Source organism: Pseudonocardia sp. Ae331_Ps2, from assembly GCF_001932405.1.
Lineage (GTDB): Bacteria > Actinomycetota > Actinomycetes > Mycobacteriales > Pseudonocardiaceae > Pseudonocardia.
In genome coordinates this window covers 5,869,636-5,885,705 of sequence record NZ_MCIM01000001.1, presented here as the reverse complement: position 1 = coordinate 5,885,705, position 16,070 = coordinate 5,869,636, and the positions used below count along the sequence as shown (strand labels likewise).

Sequence of the window (16,070 nt, the reverse complement as noted above, 5' to 3'; positions counted from 1 at the left end):
TGACCTCGACGTCCGGGCGACGCGCGAGCGGAGGAGGAGTCGGTCCTGTGAGCACTACGGGCACTGCCGGTACGACCGGACACCCGAACGGGACTCCGGGTCGCGTACCCAGCGTCCTCGAGGCCATCGTGGACGGGGTCCGGGAGGACCTCGCCGTGCGCGAGAGCGTCGTCGATTTCGCCGAGATCAAGCGGCGGGCCGCGGCCGCGCCGCCGCCGCGGGACGCGATGGCGGCCCTGCGCGAGCCGGGCGTCGGCGTCATCGCCGAGGTGAAGCGGGCCAGCCCGTCGAAGGGGTCGCTCGCCGACATCCCCGACCCGGCCGACCTCGCCGAGGCCTACTCCGCCAACGGTGCGCGGGTGATCAGCGTGCTCACCGAGCAGCGCCGCTTCGGCGGTTCCCTGGCCGACCTCGACGCCGTCCGCGCCCGGGTCGACACCCCGCTGCTGCGCAAGGACTTCGTCGTCACGCCGTACCAGGTGCACGAGGCCCGTGCGCACGGCGCGGACGTCGTGCTGCTGATCGTCGCCGCGCTGGAGCAGCCGGTGCTCGCCTCGCTGCTGGACCGCATCGAATCCCTCGGGATGACCCCGCTGGTGGAGGTGCACACCGAGGAGGAGTGCGACCGCGCCCTGGAGGCCGGCGCCACGCTGATCGGTGTCAACGCCCGCAACCTGCACACCCTCGAGGTGAACCGGTCGGTCTTCGGTGAGATCGCGCCCGGCCTGCCGTCGCACGTGCTCAAGGTCGCCGAGTCCGGCGTCCGCGGCCCCGGTGACCTGCTGACCTACGCGGGATGGGGCGCCGACGCGGTGCTGGTCGGCGAGGGCCTGGTGACCAGCGGGGACCCGGCGGCCGCGGTCCGCGGTCTGGTCGCGGCCGGGTTCCACCCGTCCTGCAGCCGGAACGGCGGCTGATCCGTGCTCGTCACGCTCGCCACCGCACTGCCCACCGCACTACCCGGCGCGCTCCCGGCGTCCATCCCCAGCCCGGACCGGGGTGTCTGGCATCTCGGCCCGATCCCGATCCGGGCGTACGCGCTGTGCATCATCGCCGGCATCGCGGTCGCCCTGTGGTGGGGCGAGCGCCGGCTGCAGGCGCGCGGCGGGCGGGCCGGGACGGTGCTCGACGTCGCGGTGTGGGCGGTGCCGTTCGGCCTGCTCGGCGGGCGGCTCTACCACGTCGCCACCGACTGGCGGACCTACTTCGGCCCCGGCGGCAACCCGTGGGGAGCGCTGGAGATCTGGAACGGCGGGCTCGGCATCTGGGGCGCCATCGCGCTCGGCGGGGTCGGGGCCTGGATCGGCTGCCGCCGGCACGGCGTCCCGCTGCCGCTGTTCGCCGACGCGGTCGCCCCCGGCATCATCGTCGCCCAGGCGATCGGGCGACTCGGGAACTGGTTCAACCAGGAGCTCTACGGTGGCCCGACCACCCTGCCCTGGGGGCTGGAGATCTACCGGCGGGTCGACCCCGCGACCGGGCTGGACGACCCGCTCGGCGGTGTGGCACTCGACCCGACGCCGATCGCGGTCGTGCACCCCACCTTCCTCTACGAGCTGCTGTGGAACCTCGTCGTCGCCGCGCTGATCGTGCTGGCCGACCGCCGGTTCCGGCTCGGCCACGGCAGGGTCTTCGGCCTGTACGTCGCGGGCTACACGCTCGGCCGGTTCTTCATCGAGCTCATGCGCACCGACCCGGCGACGCGGGTGTTCGGAGACGTCCGGATCAACGTCGTCGTCGCGTCGGTGGTGTTCATCGGGGCCGTGCTCTACGTCGCGTTCGCCCGTCGCGGCCGCGAGGAGTACGTCGCCCCCGAGCCGGCGGACACCGCCGGGCCCGGGCAGCAGGGCAGACCCCAGGAGCGCGAGGACGCGTGAGCGCGTTCGCGGGCTTCGGCGAGGGCGCCGTCGAGTTCTACGACGGCCTGCTCGCCGACAACTCCCGTGCGTACTGGACCGACCAGCGTGCGGTCTACGAGAACGACGTCCGCGGCCCGATGCTGGCGCTGCTCGCGGACCTCGAACCGGAGTTCGGGGCGGGGAAGGTGTTCCGCCCCTACCGCGACGTGCGCTTCGCCGCGGACAAGACCCCGTACAAGACCCACTGCGGCGGCTTCGCCGAGCCGTTCTACGTCGAGGTGTCCGCGGACGGGATGCTCGCGGCCGGCGGCTACTACCACCTGGCGCCCGACCAGCTGGCCCGCTACCGCGAGAGCGTCGACGACGAGCGCCGCGGCGAGGACCTGCGAGCCCGCCTCGACACCGCCCGCGCCGCCGGACTCACCGTCGACGGCGCGACCCTGAAGACCCGGCCGCGCGGCACCGCCCCGGACCACCCGCGGCTGGACCTGCTGCGGCACACGGGGCTCTACGTGGCGCGGCACTGGCCGCCGGACGACGTGCTGCACGGCCCGCGGGCCCGCGACCGGGTCCGCAGGGTGTGGCGGGCGACCCGCCCGGTCACCGAATGGCTCGACGACCACGTCGGCCCCAGCGAGCTCCCGCGGCGCTGACCCGGCGCCGCGGCCGTGGGGCCCGGCGCGCCCGGAGCAGCGGTGCAGGACCGTCGGAGGAAGGTACCGCTCCGCCTCAGAGCCGCGACGACGTCTCGCGGCCCGGTCGCCGGCGGGCCACCAGCACGGTCAGCCCCAGCCCGAGCGCCGCCCCGGCGACGTCGACGAGCGCGTCGAGGACGTCCCCGCTGCGCCCGATCGGCAGCAGCGCCTGCGCGACCTCCGAGGCCGCCGCGTAGGCGACCAGCCCGCCCAGCAGCGGCCACACCCGGATCCCCGCGGCCCGCCCGGTCCACGCCAGCAGCGCGAACAGCAGCAGGTGGACGAGCTTGTCGGTGCCCGGAGGTGCCGTCGGGACCCCGGATGCCGGGGTGAACAGGATGACCAGGCTCAACAGGACCGACAGGACGAACGGCTGGACGCGCACGCCCCCAGTCTGCTCCACCGCCGATCCTGCGGATGAACACCGTCGAACCGGACACCGACAGGCCGGGTTCCCGTCGTCCTGATCGTTCCAGACACCGCTACCCTGATAGCCGTGACACGTCGAACCAAGATCGTCTGCACCATCGGACCGGCCACGGCGACCCCGGACCGGATCCGTGACCTCGTGGAAGCGGGCATGGACGTGGCCCGGCTCAACTTCAGCCACGGGGACCGCGCCGACCACAAGCGCGTCTACGAGATGGTCCGCGACGCCGCCGACTCGACCGGGCGCGCCGTCGGCATCCTCGCCGACCTGCAGGGCCCGAAGATCCGGCTCGGCCGCTTCACCGACGGGCCCACCGAGTGGGCGACCGGCGAGGAGGTGCGGATCACGGTCGACGACGTGCCCGGCACCCACGACCGGGTCTCCACCACCTACAAGGGCCTCGCCCAGGACGCCCAGGTCGACGACCGGATGCTCGTCGACGACGGCAAGGTCGGACTGCGGGTCGTCGCCATCGACGGCAACGACGTGGTCTGCCGGGTCACCGAGGGCGGCCCCGTCTCGGACAACAAGGGCCTGTCGCTGCCCGGGATGAACATCTCGGTGCCCGCCCTGTCGGACAAGGACGTCGCGGACCTGGAGTTCGCGATGTCGCTGCGGGTCGACGTCGTCGCGCTGTCGTTCGTGCGCAGCCCCGCCGACATCGACCTCGTCCACAAGATCATGGACAACACCGGCGCCGGTCGGGTCCCGGTGATCGCGAAGCTAGAGAAGCCCGAGGCCGTCGACAACCTCGAGGCCGTCGTGCTCGCCTTCGACGGCATCATGGTCGCCCGCGGCGACCTGGGCGTCGAGCTCCCGCTGCAGAACGTGCCGCTGGTGCAGAAGCGCGCCGTGCAGATCGCGCGGGAGAACGCCAAGCCGGTCATCGTCGCCACCCAGATGCTGGACTCGATGATCACCAGCTCGCGCCCGACCCGCGCCGAGGCCTCCGACGTCGCGAACGCCGTCCTGGACGGCACCGACGCCGTGATGCTGTCCGGAGAGACCAGCGTCGGCCGCTACCCGATCAAGACCGTGCGGACGATGGCCGAGATCGTCGAGGCCGTCGAGGCGGGCCCGGCCGACGTGCCGCCGCTCAACCACGTGCCCCGCACCAAGCGCGGCGTGCTGTCCTACGCCGCCCGCGACATCGGCGAGCGGCTCTCCGCCCGCGCGCTGGTCGCGTTCTCCCAGTCCGGGGACACCGTGCGGCGCCTGGCCCGGCTGCACACCCGGCTCCCGCTGCTGGCGTTCACCCCGGAGCCCGCGGTCCGCAGCCAGCTCGCGATGACCTGGGGCGTCGAGACGTTCCTGGTCGACAGGGTCGACTCGACCGACGCGATGATCCGCCAGGTCGACCACGCGATCCTGTCCATCGGCCGGTTCAAGCCGGGTGACCTCGTGGTCGTCGTCGCCGGTTCGCCGCCCTCCACGGTCGGCTCGACCAACCTCATCCGGGTCCACCGGCTGGGCGAGGACGACCACGCCTGACCGGCGCCGGGCATACTCCCGGGCGTGAGTGCCGACCCCGTACACGCACCCGAGACCGTGCCCGAGACCGCAGCCGACGGTGAACCGCGCGGCCAGGCCGTCCTCGACGACCTGGTCGCGCTGCTCGACCTGGAGCGCCTGGAGGACAACCTCTTCCGCGGTGTGAGCCCACCGGTCTCGCTGCCGCGGGTGTTCGGCGGCCAGGTGGCCGGCCAGGCGCTCGTCGCGGCCGGGCGGACCGTGTCCGCCGACCGGCACGTGCACTCGCTGCACGCCTACTTCATCCGCCCCGGGGACCCGAGCATCCCGATCGTCTACGAGACCGAGCGGGTCCGCGACGGCCGGTCGTTCACCACCCGCCGGGTGCTCGCCATCCAGCGCGGCGAGCCGATCTTCTCGCTGTCGGCGTCGTTCCAGCTGCCGCAGAACGGCCTGGAGCACTCCCAGCCGATGCCCTCGGACGTCCCCGCCCCGGAGGCGGTCGACGACCTCGGCACGCGCGCGGCCCGCGGCGACGGCGGCTGGATGGCCGGCCTGCCCCGCCCGCTGGACATCCGGCTGATCGACGAGCCGTCCTGGTCGCAGGACCACACCGGCCCGTCCGACGACCCGATGCGGCTGTGGCTGCGCGCCGACGGCGAGCTGCCCGACGACCCGCTGCTGCACGTCTGCCTGCTCACCTACGCCAGCGACCTGACCCTGCTCGGCTCGGTCGTCGCCCGCCACGACGTACCCCGCACCGGGCTGCAGATGGCGAGCCTGGACCACGCGATGTGGTTCCATGCGCCGTTCCGCGCCGACGAGTGGCTGCTCTACTCGTGCTTCTCGCCGGCCGCCTCCGGTGGGCGCGGCCTGGCCAGCGGCCGCTTCTTCACCGCCGACGGCCGCCTGGTCGCCACCACCATGCAGGAGGGGCTCGTCCGGGTCCCCCGCGACCGGAAGGACCCCCGCCCGTGACCGTCGAGTCCGAGGTCTCACTGACCAGTGTCAACGGCGGGAGGCTCCCCGGTTTCCTGGCCCGCCCCGAGACCGACACGCCCGGCCCCGCCATCGTGATGATCTACGAGATCTTCGGGATGACCCCGGAGATGCGCCGGATCGCCCGCGAGCTGGCCCGCGAGGGCTACACCGTCCTGATCCCGGACCTGTTCGCCCGTGGCCGGGTGAAGCCGCTGTGCATCGCCTCGACGCTGGCGACGATGGCCACCGGCCGCGGTGCCGCGCTCGGCGACTGCGAGTCCGCCCGGCGCTGGCTGGCCGACCAGCCCACCGTCGACGCCGACCGGATCGGTGTCATGGGGTTCTGCATGGGCGGCGGGTTCGCGTTGCTGCTGTCCCAGACCGGTCTGTACCGGGTCGCGGTGCCGTTCTACGGCCGCGCGGGTGTCGCGGTGGAGCCGGTCTGTCCGGTCGTCGCCAGCTTCGGCGGGCGCGACCTGCAGTTCGCCGACGGGTACCCGCAGCGTCTGGAGGCCGACCTGGCGGAGCGGGGGATCCCGCACGACGTCGTCGTCTACCCCGAGGCCGGGCACTCGTTCATGACGCGCACGCCGGGTGCGAAGGGTGCGGTGGCACGCCGGACGCCGCTGCACGCGGAGTACCACGAACCCTCGGCGACGGACGCGACGGAGCGGGTGCGGGCCTTCCTGCACGACCACCTGTAGGCGGGGGAGGATGGGGACGTGAGCGAGCTTGCGAGCGAACCGTCGGGACCGCGCGGCGACCGACCGGATCGGGCCTGGGGCTTCCGCACCCGGGCGGTGCACGCGGGGACGGTGCCGGACGCCGCGACCGGTTCCCGGGCGGTCCCGATCCACCAGACGACCAGCTATGTCTTCCGCGACACCGACGACGCCGCGGCGCTGTTCGCGCTGCAGAAGTACGGGCTGATCTACTCCCGGATCGCCAACCCGACGGTGTCGGCGCTGGAGGAGCGCCTGGCCAGCCTGGACGGTGGCATCGGCGCGGTGTGCACGGCCAGCGGGCAGTCCGCCGAGTTCCTCACCTTCGCCGCCCTCGCCGGGGCGGGGGACCACGCCGTCGCCGCGGCCGGGCTCTACGGCGGCACCATCACCCAGCTCGACGTGACGCTGCGCCGCTTCGGCGTCGACACGACCTTCGTGCCGGGCACCGACCCGGCCGACTATGCCGCCGCGATCCGCGAGAACACCAAGTTCGTCTTCGCCGAGGTCGTGTCCAACCCGGGCGGCGAGGTCGCCGACATCGCCGGGCTCGCCGAGGTCGCGCACGCGGCCGGGCTCCCGCTGATCATCGACGCGACGCTGGCGACGCCGTACCTGTGCCGGCCGCTGGAGCACGGCGCGGACATCGTGATCCACTCGGTGACGAAGTTCCTCGGCGGGCACGGCACCACCCTCGGTGGCGTGGTGATCGAGTCCGGCCGCTTCGACTGGGGCAACGGCCGCTTCCCCGGGATGACCGAGCCGGTCCCGTCCTACGGCGGGCTCACCTGGTGGGGGAACTTCCAGGAGCTCGGATTCCTCACCAAGCTGCGTGCCGAGCAGCTGCGCGACGTCGGCGCCACGCTGTCGGCGCACTCGGCGTTCCTGCTGATGCAGGGCGTCGAGACGCTGCCGCAGCGGATGGAGGCGCACGTGGCGAACGCGCAGAAGGTCGCCGAGTGGCTCGAGGCCGACCCGCGGGTGGAGTACGTGACCTACCCCGGGCTGCCGTCGCACCGCCACCACGAGCGGGCTCGCCGGTATCTGCCCGCGGGGCCGGGCGCGGTGTTCGCGTTCGGGGTGCGCGGCGGCCGGGCCGCCGGGGCGCGGTTCATCGAGGCGGTGCAGCTGTGCAGCCACCTCGCCAACGTCGGCGACGCCCGCACCCTCGTCCTGCACCCCGGGTCCACCACCCACCAGCAGCTCACCACCGAGCAGCTGGAGCAGGCGGGCGTCCCCGAGGACATGATCCGGATCTCGGTCGGTCTGGAGGACCCGGACGACATCGTCTGGGACCTCGACCAGGCGCTGGCCGCCTCGCAGAAGGAGAGCTCGTGACCTGGGAGAACCCGCCCGCGTGGCGGCGCCAGCAGATCCTGCGCGACACCCGCACCGTCGCCGTCGTCGGGGCGAGCCCGAACCCGGCCCGGGCCAGCAACTTCGTCGCCACCTACCTGCTGGCCTCGACCGGCTTCGAGGTGTACTTCGTCAACCCGAACGCACCGGAGATCCTCGGGCGCCCGGTGTACCCCTCGCTCGCGGAGCTGCCGGTGGTGCCGGACCTGGTCGACGTCTTCCGCCGCCCCGAGGACCTCGGCGGGGTGCTCGACGAGGTCCTCGCCCTGGACCCGACGCCGTCGACGTTCTGGCTCCAGTTCGGCCTGTTCGACGAGGAGCTCGCCCGTCGCGCGGAGGCCGCGGGCCTGACCGTGGTGATGGACCGGTGCCTCAAGGTGGAGCACGCGCGCTTCGCCGGCGGCCTGCACCTGGCCGGCTTCGACACCGGTGTGATCACCTCGCGGCGCCGGGACTGATCCCGCCCGGGGGCACGACGGTCAGATCCGCTCGGAGGCCCGCTCGCCGTCGTCCTCGACGACCTCCTCGATCGCCTGCTCCCGCGCGGTCGGGGGGCCGGCCTCCTCCCGGGCCTGTGCCGCCGCGTCCTCGGCCTCGTCCCGGGAGGCGTACTGGGTGAGGAGCCCGCACCCGCAGTCGCAGCGCACCACCCACCGATCCGCGACGTCGGCCATCGGCAGCACCTGCGGGTCGTGATCGGCCACGAGGACCTCCTCCGTGGGGAGTGGATGATCGGCATCATGGCGAGACACAGCACCCGGCGCCATTCGGGAGAGGGGGTCGCCGGACGACGGTCCGGGAGCGACGAGCTGCGGCCTCTCCCGCGCGCCGGCCGCCGCGCCGGGCGTCGCGTCCGCGTGGTCACGACCACCGGAACGCGACGCCCGACGCGGGGATCGCGGATGAGGCTCGGGACCGGGGTGGGCCGGCCGATCGCCGGCGCCGGTCTCACCAGCCGAGCAGACCGACCAGGACGGCGTGGATCAGCCAGAACGGGGCGAACGCCAGTGCCACGAGCCCGCCGGGGCCGACCCCGCGCCGGGCCGGGAACACCAGCGCGAGGGCGGCGAGCCCCCACGGCACGAGCAGCGCGAGCCCGCGCAGCGGCCACGACCCGACCCCGGTGACCAGGGCCAGCAGCAGCGCCACCGCCACCCAGCCGGCCGCCGCGGCCACACAGCGGGGGAGCACGGCGGCGACGCCCGGGAGCTGCGGGGACCGGTCGGCGACCGCGGCCCGCTCCGGCTCGGTTCCCGGCGGGTACGGCGGCGCCCCCGGCAGCGGGGCGTGCGGCGGGACCTCCACCGGGCCGGACGACACCGGGCCCACCCCGGAGAAGCCCGGGGCGCCCTGCCACGACGGCGTCGCCCCGGCCGCCCCGGGCACGTCCGGCCGCGCCGGCTCGTCCGGTCCGGGCTGGTCGGCGGGGTCGGTGCCGCTCATGTCGGGAGCCTAGACCGCCACCCGCTCGCGGGGCCGCGCCCCACGATGATCGCCGGGAGTGGAGTGCAGAGCGCAGCGGGGTGCCTCCGGCGCTCCACTCCCGGCGATCATGGTCCGGTGGGGTGGTGTGCGGGAGCCGGGGTGCGGCCGTAGGTCAGCCGGCGCAGCAGCACCTCGGCCGGGCCGCGGTGGCCTCGGCGCTCGGCGACCACGGCGACGACGACGGTCACCAGCCACACCCCGGCCCCGCACAGCGTCGCCGCCCACAGCGGCAGGCCCGCGCCGAGCCCGAGCGTCCAGGCCGGGAACAGGGCCACGAACGCCACCGACTGCGCCAGGTACCCGCTCAGCGAGCGCCGCCCCAGCGCGACCAGCGCGCGGGACATCCACCCGCCCGGCACGGGTCCTGTGTCGCCCGGGGACCGGTACACGGCCCCCGGACCGTCCGGTGCCGCTCCGGCGGACCGTGTCCGTCGCGCGACGACCAGCCCGGCCAGCGCCGCGTACCCGGCGCCCGCGGCGTAGCCGGTGACGGCGTGCAGCACCCCGACCACGAGCGCGACCGGCTCCGACGGCGTCCACGCCCCCGCGGCGACCAGCCCCAGCGGCAGGCCGCCCACGACCCCCGCCCCGATCCCCGCGACGGCGACCCGGCGCAGCGCGCGACGGTGCCGGGCCGGGTCGTCGAGCCAGCCGGCCCTGGCGACGAGGACCCCCGCGACCGCGGCCCCCGCCAGCCCGACCGCGCTGATCAGCAGGTTGCCGAACAGCCACTCGCCGAAGCGCTCCACCGCCGCGGACACCACGTCCGGTGCGACCAGCGACGGCGACGCCGACGCCGCGTCGGACCGGGTCAGCGCGACGGGGGCGTAGAGCACCGCCAGCAGCGTCGTCGCGGCCACCCCGGTGAGCACCAGCACCGCGGTCGACCCGCGGACCAGCACCGGCGCGAGAACCACGGCGATCAGCCCGTAGGCGGCGACGAAGTCCCCGTGCCACAGCAGCACCGCGTGCGCGGCGCCGACGGCGAACAGCGCCCCGCCCCGGCGCCGGACCAGGGCCAGCACCTGGTCGGGCCCGGCACCGGCGCGGGCCGCGCGGCGGGCGAGCCCGGCGATGCCGTAGCCGAACAGCAGCGCGAACAGCGGGTAGGCCCGGCCGTCGACCAGGGTCAGCTGCGCCGCGGCGAGCCAGGCGTCGACGCCGGTCGGGTCGAGCGGGTAGGTGCGGACCCCGATGCCCCGGTGGGTGACGAAGGTGTGCACGTTCGCCACGGCGATCAGCAGCAGCGCCGCGCCGCGGGCCAGGTCCGGCGCCGGTGCACGACCGGTCACCGGGACGTCTCGCATCGCCCGCACGCTACCGGCGGTGTGGTTCGTGCCACGCATGGCGGTGGGTGTGCTCCCCGTCGCGGTACGCAGGCGCGAACAGGGCTAGGGTCCGGGGCGTGTCTGCTACCCCCGTTACCGTTACCGTCACCGGAGCCGCTGGCCAGATCGGTTACGCGCTGCTCTTCCGGATCGCCTCCGGGCAGCTGCTGGGGCCCGACACCCCGGTCACGCTGAACCTGCTGGAGATCCCGCAGGCCGTGAAGGCCGCCGAGGGCACCGCGATGGAGCTCGACGACTGCGCCTTCCCGCTGCTGCGCGGCATCAACATCTTCGACGACGCGAACGCCGCGTTCTCCGGCACCAACGTCGCGCTGCTCGTCGGTGCCCGTCCCCGCAGCAAGGGCATGGAGCGCGGCGACCTGCTCGAGGCCAACGGCGGCATCTTCGGCCCGCAGGGCAAGGCGATCAACGCCGGTGCCGCGGACGACGTGCGCGTCCTGGTCGTCGGCAACCCGGCCAACACCAACGCCCTGATCGCCCAGGCCTCCGCCCCGGACGTCCCGGCCGACCGGTTCACCGCGATGACCCGCCTCGACCACAACCGTGCGCTGGCGCAACTGTCGAAGAAGCTTGGCGTGGGCCTGGACGAGATCAGCAAGCTCACGATCTGGGGCAACCACTCGGCGACCCAGTACCCCGACCTGTTCCACGCCGAGGTCGGCGGCAAGATCGCCGCCGAGCAGGTCGAGCGGGAGTGGCTGGAGAACGACTTCATCCCGACCGTCGCCAAGCGCGGTGCCGCGATCATCGATGCGCGGGGCGCGTCCTCGGCCGCGTCGGCCGCGAACGCCGCCATCGACCACGTCTACGACTGGGTCAACGGCACCCCGGCCGGCGACTGGACCTCCGCCGCGATCCCGTCGGACGGCTCCTACGGCGTCCCCGAGGGCATCATCTCCTCGTTCCCGGTCACCTCCGAGAACGGCGCGTGGAAGATCGTCCAGGGCCTGGAGATCGACGAGTTCTCCCGCGGGAAGATCGACGCGAGCGTCGCGGAGCTGGTCGAGGAGCGCGACACCGTCGCCAAGCTCGGCCTCATCTGAGCCGACCGCACACCGACCGCGGCCCCGCACCCGTCACGGGTGCGGGGCCGCGGTGCGTCCGGAGCCGTCCCCGCCGGCCACCCGGCGCACCGGTGATCGCCGATCCGCGCGGTGATCCGCGCCGCGCGCGTCCGGACACGCGCGCCGAACGGATCACCGCGCGAGCAGCGGATCACTGCGCGAGCTGCGGATCACCGCGCGGGAGCGGGGGACCGCAGCGGGTCGGGTCAGCCCAGGCGGGCGCCGGTGTCGCCGTCGAACAGGTGGGTGCGGTCCGGGTCGGGGACCAGGCGCAGGCGGGTCCCGCGCTCCGGCGGGGTGCGGGCGTCGACCCGGGCCACCAGCGTCGTCCCTGCGCCGTCGTGTCCCGCGGCCTCGGTGAGGGTGCCGTAGACGTAGGCGTCGGCCCCCAGCTCCTCGACGACGTCGACGGTCACCTCCAGCCCGTCCCCGGCCCCGGCCGGGCGCAGGTCCTCCGGCCGGATGCCGACCGTGACCGTGTCCGACGACCCGCCGGGCACCGGGATCCGCACCCCGCCGAGGGACACCGACCCGTCGGTGCCGGTGGGCACCGTCACCAGGTTCATCGCCGGTGACCCCACGAACCCGGCGACGAAGGCGTTCACCGGGCGCTCGTACAGCTCGCGCGGGGCGGCGCACTGCTGCAGCACCCCGCCCGACAGCACCGCGACGCGGTCGCCCATCGTCATCGCCTCCACCTGGTCGTGGGTGACGTAGACGGTGGTGACACCCAGGCGCCGCTGCAGGGAGGCGATCTGGGTCCGGGTGGACACCCGCAGCTTCGCGTCCAGGTTGGACAGCGGCTCGTCCATGCAGAACACGGCGGGCTCGCGCACGATCGCGCGGCCCATCGCGACCCGCTGGCGCTGCCCGCCCGACAGGGCACGCGGCTTGCGGTCCAGCAGTCCCTCCAGGTCGAGGATCTTCGCCGCCTCGGCGACGCGGCGGGCGATCTCGTCGCGCGGCCGGCCTGCGTTGGTCAGCGCGAAGCCCATGTTCGCGGCGACCGTCATGTGCGGGTAGAGCGCGTAGTTCTGGAACACCATCGCGATGTCGCGGTCCTTGGGCCGGACGTCGGTGACGTCGCGGTCGCCGATCCGGATGGCGCCGGCGTCGACGTCCTCCAGACCCGCGAGCATCCGCAGCGACGTCGACTTCCCGCAGCCGGACGGCCCGACGAGCACGAGGAACTCGCCGTCGGCGATCTCCAGGTCCAGCCCGTCGACGGCGGGGGTGTCCGAGCCGGGGTAGATCCGCGTCGCCGAGTCGTAGGTGACCGTTGCCATGTCAGCGTCCCGCCGTCAGATGTTGGGCTTCACGTCGGTGTCGAAGATCCGGGTCAGCGTGCCCTTGAGGGTGGTGAGCTCGCTCTGCACGTCGGCCCGCTGGTTGAGGATGTTGGCACAGGTCCGCGCGATCTCCTGGTCGGCACCCGGGAAGAACGCGCGCGCCCGGTCCTGGGTGCGGGTCCGGTCGAGCTGGTCGATCGCGACCTTGCGCAGCGGCGTCTGGGCGAGCAGTGGCCCGGTGTTCGCCGAGGTGCGGATCGGCAGGTAGCCGGTGGCCTGGGAGAACAGCACCGTGTTCTCCGGGCTGGTCAGGAACTTCGCGAAGGCCGCCGCGGCGAGCTGACGCTCCGGCGGGATCGCGGCCGGGATGCCGATGCCCGCGCCACCCGTCGGGCACACCGGGCCGGGGACCGGGCCCGCGGGCAGGAACCCGGCGCCCACGTCGAACTGCGCGGCGTCGAGCACGGTGACCAGCGAACCGGTCGAGCCCACCGTCGCCGACACCGCCCCGGCACCCAGGTCGGTGGTGCCGTCGGTCGCGGCGACGCCCGCCCAGCCCGAGGTCACCGCGTTCTGCAGGGCCGAGATCGCCCGGACGGCCTCGGGGGAGTCGCAGGTGACGTCCCACTCGTTCGACCAGGCGCCGCCCTCGCCCCAGAGGTTGTTCTGGAACGACCAGCCGGCGTAGTCGGCCAGGGCGGGGAGCTGGTACGCCTTCTGCGCGCCGGTGCCCGCGGCCTGCAGCCTCGGCCCCCACTCGGCCATCTCGGCCCAGGTCGCGGGCGCCCGGTCGGGCAGGCCGGCCTTCTGCCAGTGCGCCTTGTTGTAGTAGAAGATCGGCGTCGAACGCGCCCAGGGCAGCGCCCAGAGCTTGCCGTCGTAGCGGTAGTCCTCGATCAGCTGCTGCCGGTAGTCGGCGGTGTCGATGCCCGTCGCGGCGATCAGCGGATCCATCGGCACGATGGAGCGCTGCATGTAGTAGCGGAACCACCAGACGTCGGAGAGCACGACGAGGTCGGGCAGCTGGGAGCCGCCGCCGGCCTGCGCGGTCTGGAAGCGCTGGGCGATCTCCTCGTAGGTCGCGCCCGCGGTCACGAGGTTGACCGTGGTCCCCGGGTTGGCCCGCTGGTAGGCGTCGATGATCTGGCGGGACACCTTCTCCGAGCTGCCCGGGTTGTTCGTCCACCAGGTGACGGTCGTCGCCGGCTGCACCCCGGAGTAGTCGACCTCCGGGGCGTCGGCGGGCCCGCCGCCGCTGGTGGAGGGGCCGCCGCAGGCGGCCAGGGCCGCGGCGGCGCCGGTGATGCCGGCGAACTTCAGGAATCCGCGACGGTCGAGGTGCATGGCAGCTGGCGTCCTTTCGGGGGGAGGGGAGGAGGCGCGGGGGACGGTCTCAGTCCTTGACCGCGCCCTGGGTAAGCCCGGCGATGATGTGGCGCTGGAGGGCGATGAAGACGATCAGGACCGGCACGATCACGGCGACCGACCCGGCCATGAGCTGGCCGTAGGCCGCGGCCCGGTTGTCCACGTTGGCCAGCAGGGTGAGCCCGACGGGCAGCGTCATCATCTCCGGCCTGGAGATGATGACCAGCGGCCAGAGGTAGTCGTTCCACTCGTAGACGATCGTGATCAGCGCGACGGTGGCGACGGTCGGCGCGGACACCGGCAGGACGACCCGGGTGAGCCGGCGCCAGTGCCCGGCCCCGTCGAGCTCGGCGGCCTCCAGCAGGCTCGGCGGCAGCGTGCGGAAGTGCTGGCGCAGCAGGAACGTGCCGAACGCCGTCCCGAGACCGGGCAGGATGATGCCCCAGTACGTGTCCGCGCCGCCGAGCGCGGTGATGAGCGTGTAGTTGGGCAGCAGCGCCACCTGCGGCGGCACCATCAGCGTCACCAGCAGCCCGGCGAAGATCCAGTTCTTGAACGGGAACCGGACGAACACCAGCCCGTAGGCGGTGAACACGGCCAGCGCCACCTTGAGCACGGCACCGACCACGGTGACCAGCACTGAGTTGAGGAACACCCGGCCGAACGGCAGGCGCTCGGCGACGGTGGCGTAGTTCTCCGTCGTCGGCGCCGACGGCAGCAGTGCCGGGGTCTGGGTGATGATCTCGGTCAGTGGCTTGAACGACGACAGCGTCATCCACAGCAGCGGGAACAGCACGACGAGTACGGCCACCAGCAGCGGGACGTAGGCGCTGGTCACGACGTCGAACAGGGCCCGCGGCGACAGCGCGCGCGACGACCGGTGCTCCGGAGCGGTGGTGGTCATGCGTAGTGCACCCGCCGTTCCATCCACCGCAGCTGGACCAGGGTGAAGACCACCAGCACCACGAACAGGACCGTCGACACCGCCGCCGAGTAGCCTGCCCGGTTGCTGGAGCCGAAGGCCTGCAGGTAGGCCTCGTAGATCAACGTCGTCGTCCCCTGCCCGAGCGGGGTCATGATCCGGATCAGGTCGAAGGCCTGCAACGAGTTCAGCGCGCTCGTCACGACCAGGAAGAACGTCACCGGCGACAGGAGCGGCAGCACCACCCGGAAGAACGTGCGGGCCGACGACGCGCCGTCCAGCGCGGCGGCCTCCAGCAGGTCCTTCGGGATCGACTGCAGGCCCGCCAGGTAGATCACCGCGGCGTAGCCCATGTTCTTCCAGACGTAGACGATGCAGATCATCGTCAGCGACATCGACGGGTCGTTGAAGAAGTCCGGTGCGGTGCCGCCGAAGGCTCGCACCACCGCCCCCAGCACCCCGATCGACGGGTCGAACACGAACAGCCACACCAGCCCGACGCCGACCCCGGACAGCACGTAGGGGGAGAACACCGCGGCCCGCGCGACACCGGTACCCGGCACCCGCCGGTTGAGCGCCAGTGCGATCAGCAGACCCAGCACCATCGAGCCGCCGACCGTGACGACGGTGAACACCAGCGTCGTCCCGACGATCCCCGCCGACGACGGCGAGGTCAGGAACGTGACGTAGTTCCCGAGCCCCACGAACGTCGCCGACGGCGACCCGAGGGTCCAGTTCAGCAGCGAGTACCGGACGTTCTCGATCACCGGCCGGTAGGCGAAGGCGACGATCAGCGCCGCGTTGGGCAGCACCAGCGCGAGGAACACCCAGAAGTCGTGCCGGTCCCGGGCGGTGAAGCGGCGCCGTCGCCGCGGCGGGGGGCGCGAGGTCGCACCCGGCGCCGTCGGCGTCGAGGCGGACCGGGTGGGGGTGGACGTCACGTGACCTCACGTCTGTCGCAGGGGCGGCGCGCGGCCGCATCGTCGCGACCTCGCAGACCCTCGCAGTCTCGTGTGGCCCGGCCGCGTCACGTGTCCGGCGAACAGGTGAACGGCGGCACTCGGACGGGTGACGCGCAGGGTC

At 73.6% G+C, this 16,070-nt stretch carries 17 protein-coding genes; 9 read left to right on the top strand and 8 right to left on the bottom strand.

The window, feature by feature from the left end; all coding sequences use genetic code 11:
* The first annotated feature begins 47 nt into the window (after nucleotides 1-47).
* From trpC to Ae331Ps2_RS27510, 3 genes are read left to right on the top strand one after another with little or no spacing between them, the layout of a single operon-like run.
* Nucleotides 48-917 carry an indole-3-glycerol phosphate synthase TrpC gene (gene trpC, locus Ae331Ps2_RS27520; RefSeq protein ID WP_283160278.1) on the top strand — a complete coding sequence of 290 codons (870 nt, stop codon included), beginning with the start codon at nucleotides 48-50 and terminating at the stop codon, nucleotides 915-917.
* A 3-nt stretch (nucleotides 918-920) separates the two neighbouring features.
* Nucleotides 921-1,877, top strand: coding sequence for a prolipoprotein diacylglyceryl transferase (gene lgt / locus Ae331Ps2_RS27515; RefSeq protein ID WP_337819498.1), 957 nt, complete (start codon nucleotides 921-923; stop codon nucleotides 1,875-1,877).
* Nucleotides 1,874-2,512 carry a DUF2461 domain-containing protein gene (locus tag Ae331Ps2_RS27510; RefSeq protein ID WP_075305664.1) on the top strand — a complete coding sequence of 213 codons (639 nt, stop codon included), beginning with the start codon at nucleotides 1,874-1,876 and terminating at the stop codon, nucleotides 2,510-2,512. Before lgt ends, Ae331Ps2_RS27510 begins: the two co-directional genes overlap by 4 nt.
* A 76-nt stretch (nucleotides 2,513-2,588) precedes the next feature.
* Here the strand turns inward: Ae331Ps2_RS27510 and Ae331Ps2_RS27505 are convergent, their stop codons facing one another.
* Nucleotides 2,589-2,939, bottom strand: coding sequence for a VanZ family protein (locus tag Ae331Ps2_RS27505; protein WP_020627503.1), 351 nt, complete (start codon nucleotides 2,937-2,939; stop codon nucleotides 2,589-2,591).
* A gap of 111 nt (nucleotides 2,940-3,050) precedes the next feature.
* Between Ae331Ps2_RS27505 and pyk the strand changes: the two genes are divergently transcribed.
* Genes pyk through Ae331Ps2_RS27480 form a run of 5 tightly spaced genes read left to right on the top strand, consistent with a single transcriptional unit; the run spans nucleotide 3,051 to nucleotide 7,971 of the window.
* Nucleotides 3,051-4,475 carry a pyruvate kinase gene (gene pyk, locus Ae331Ps2_RS27500; RefSeq protein ID WP_020627504.1) on the top strand — a complete coding sequence of 475 codons (1,425 nt, stop codon included), beginning with the start codon at nucleotides 3,051-3,053 and terminating at the stop codon, nucleotides 4,473-4,475.
* 24 nt (nucleotides 4,476-4,499) lie between these two features.
* Nucleotides 4,500-5,432, top strand: coding sequence for an acyl-CoA thioesterase II (locus Ae331Ps2_RS27495; RefSeq protein WP_020627505.1), 933 nt, complete (start codon nucleotides 4,500-4,502; stop codon nucleotides 5,430-5,432).
* Nucleotides 5,429-6,139 (top strand): dienelactone hydrolase family protein, encoded by a 711-nt coding sequence (locus tag Ae331Ps2_RS27490; protein WP_020627506.1) that lies wholly within the window; start codon nucleotides 5,429-5,431, stop codon nucleotides 6,137-6,139. Before Ae331Ps2_RS27495 ends, Ae331Ps2_RS27490 begins: the two co-directional genes overlap by 4 nt.
* Nucleotides 6,140-6,157: 18 nt before the next feature.
* Complete coding sequence (locus tag Ae331Ps2_RS27485; RefSeq protein ID WP_075305665.1) at nucleotides 6,158-7,495, top strand: O-acetylhomoserine aminocarboxypropyltransferase/cysteine synthase family protein; 1,338 nt, start codon at nucleotides 6,158-6,160, stop codon at nucleotides 7,493-7,495.
* Nucleotides 7,492-7,971 carry a CoA-binding protein gene (locus tag Ae331Ps2_RS27480; RefSeq protein ID WP_020627508.1) on the top strand — a complete coding sequence of 160 codons (480 nt, stop codon included), beginning with the start codon at nucleotides 7,492-7,494 and terminating at the stop codon, nucleotides 7,969-7,971. Before Ae331Ps2_RS27485 ends, Ae331Ps2_RS27480 begins: the two co-directional genes overlap by 4 nt.
* A gap of 21 nt (nucleotides 7,972-7,992) precedes the next feature.
* Here the strand turns inward: Ae331Ps2_RS27480 and Ae331Ps2_RS27475 are convergent, their stop codons facing one another.
* The 3 genes from Ae331Ps2_RS27475 to Ae331Ps2_RS27465 all read right to left on the bottom strand — a co-directional run bounded on the left by Ae331Ps2_RS27475 (nucleotide 7,993) and on the right by Ae331Ps2_RS27465 (nucleotide 10,305).
* Nucleotides 7,993-8,217, bottom strand: coding sequence for a hypothetical protein (locus Ae331Ps2_RS27475; RefSeq protein WP_075305666.1), 225 nt, complete (start codon nucleotides 8,215-8,217; stop codon nucleotides 7,993-7,995).
* A gap of 244 nt (nucleotides 8,218-8,461) precedes the next feature.
* On the bottom strand, nucleotides 8,462-8,956 hold the full coding sequence (locus Ae331Ps2_RS27470) for a hypothetical protein (RefSeq protein WP_075305667.1): 495 nt from the start codon (nucleotides 8,954-8,956) through the stop codon (nucleotides 8,462-8,464).
* 107 nt (nucleotides 8,957-9,063) lie between these two features.
* A complete protein-coding gene (locus Ae331Ps2_RS27465) occupies nucleotides 9,064-10,305 on the bottom strand; it encodes a DUF418 domain-containing protein (RefSeq protein WP_075311591.1) in 1,242 nt (413 codons plus the stop codon).
* Nucleotides 10,306-10,403: 98 nt separating this feature from the next.
* Here Ae331Ps2_RS27465 and Ae331Ps2_RS27460 point away from each other — a divergent pair, with 98 nt between their 5' ends.
* Nucleotides 10,404-11,390 (top strand): malate dehydrogenase, encoded by a 987-nt coding sequence (locus Ae331Ps2_RS27460; protein ID WP_075305668.1) that lies wholly within the window; start codon nucleotides 10,404-10,406, stop codon nucleotides 11,388-11,390.
* Between the two features lie 227 nt (nucleotides 11,391-11,617).
* Here Ae331Ps2_RS27460 and Ae331Ps2_RS27455 read toward each other — a convergent pair whose 3' ends face one another.
* Genes Ae331Ps2_RS27455 through Ae331Ps2_RS27440 form a run of 4 tightly spaced genes read right to left on the bottom strand, consistent with a single transcriptional unit; the run spans nucleotide 11,618 to nucleotide 15,928 of the window.
* Nucleotides 11,618-12,697, bottom strand: coding sequence for an ABC transporter ATP-binding protein (locus tag Ae331Ps2_RS27455; protein WP_020624014.1), 1,080 nt, complete (start codon nucleotides 12,695-12,697; stop codon nucleotides 11,618-11,620).
* 15 nt (nucleotides 12,698-12,712) lie between these two features.
* A complete protein-coding gene (locus tag Ae331Ps2_RS27450; protein WP_075305669.1) occupies nucleotides 12,713-14,044 on the bottom strand; it encodes an ABC transporter substrate-binding protein in 1,332 nt (443 codons plus the stop codon).
* 49 nt (nucleotides 14,045-14,093) lie between these two features.
* The gene (locus tag Ae331Ps2_RS27445) at nucleotides 14,094-14,969 is read right to left on the bottom strand and encodes a carbohydrate ABC transporter permease (protein WP_075305670.1); all 876 of its coding nucleotides are present in this window, start codon (nucleotides 14,967-14,969) and stop codon (nucleotides 14,094-14,096) included.
* Nucleotides 14,966-15,928 carry a carbohydrate ABC transporter permease gene (locus Ae331Ps2_RS27440; RefSeq protein WP_075305671.1) on the bottom strand — a complete coding sequence of 321 codons (963 nt, stop codon included), beginning with the start codon at nucleotides 15,926-15,928 and terminating at the stop codon, nucleotides 14,966-14,968. Before Ae331Ps2_RS27440 ends, Ae331Ps2_RS27445 begins: the two co-directional genes overlap by 4 nt.
* Nucleotides 15,929-16,070 lie beyond the last annotated feature (142 nt).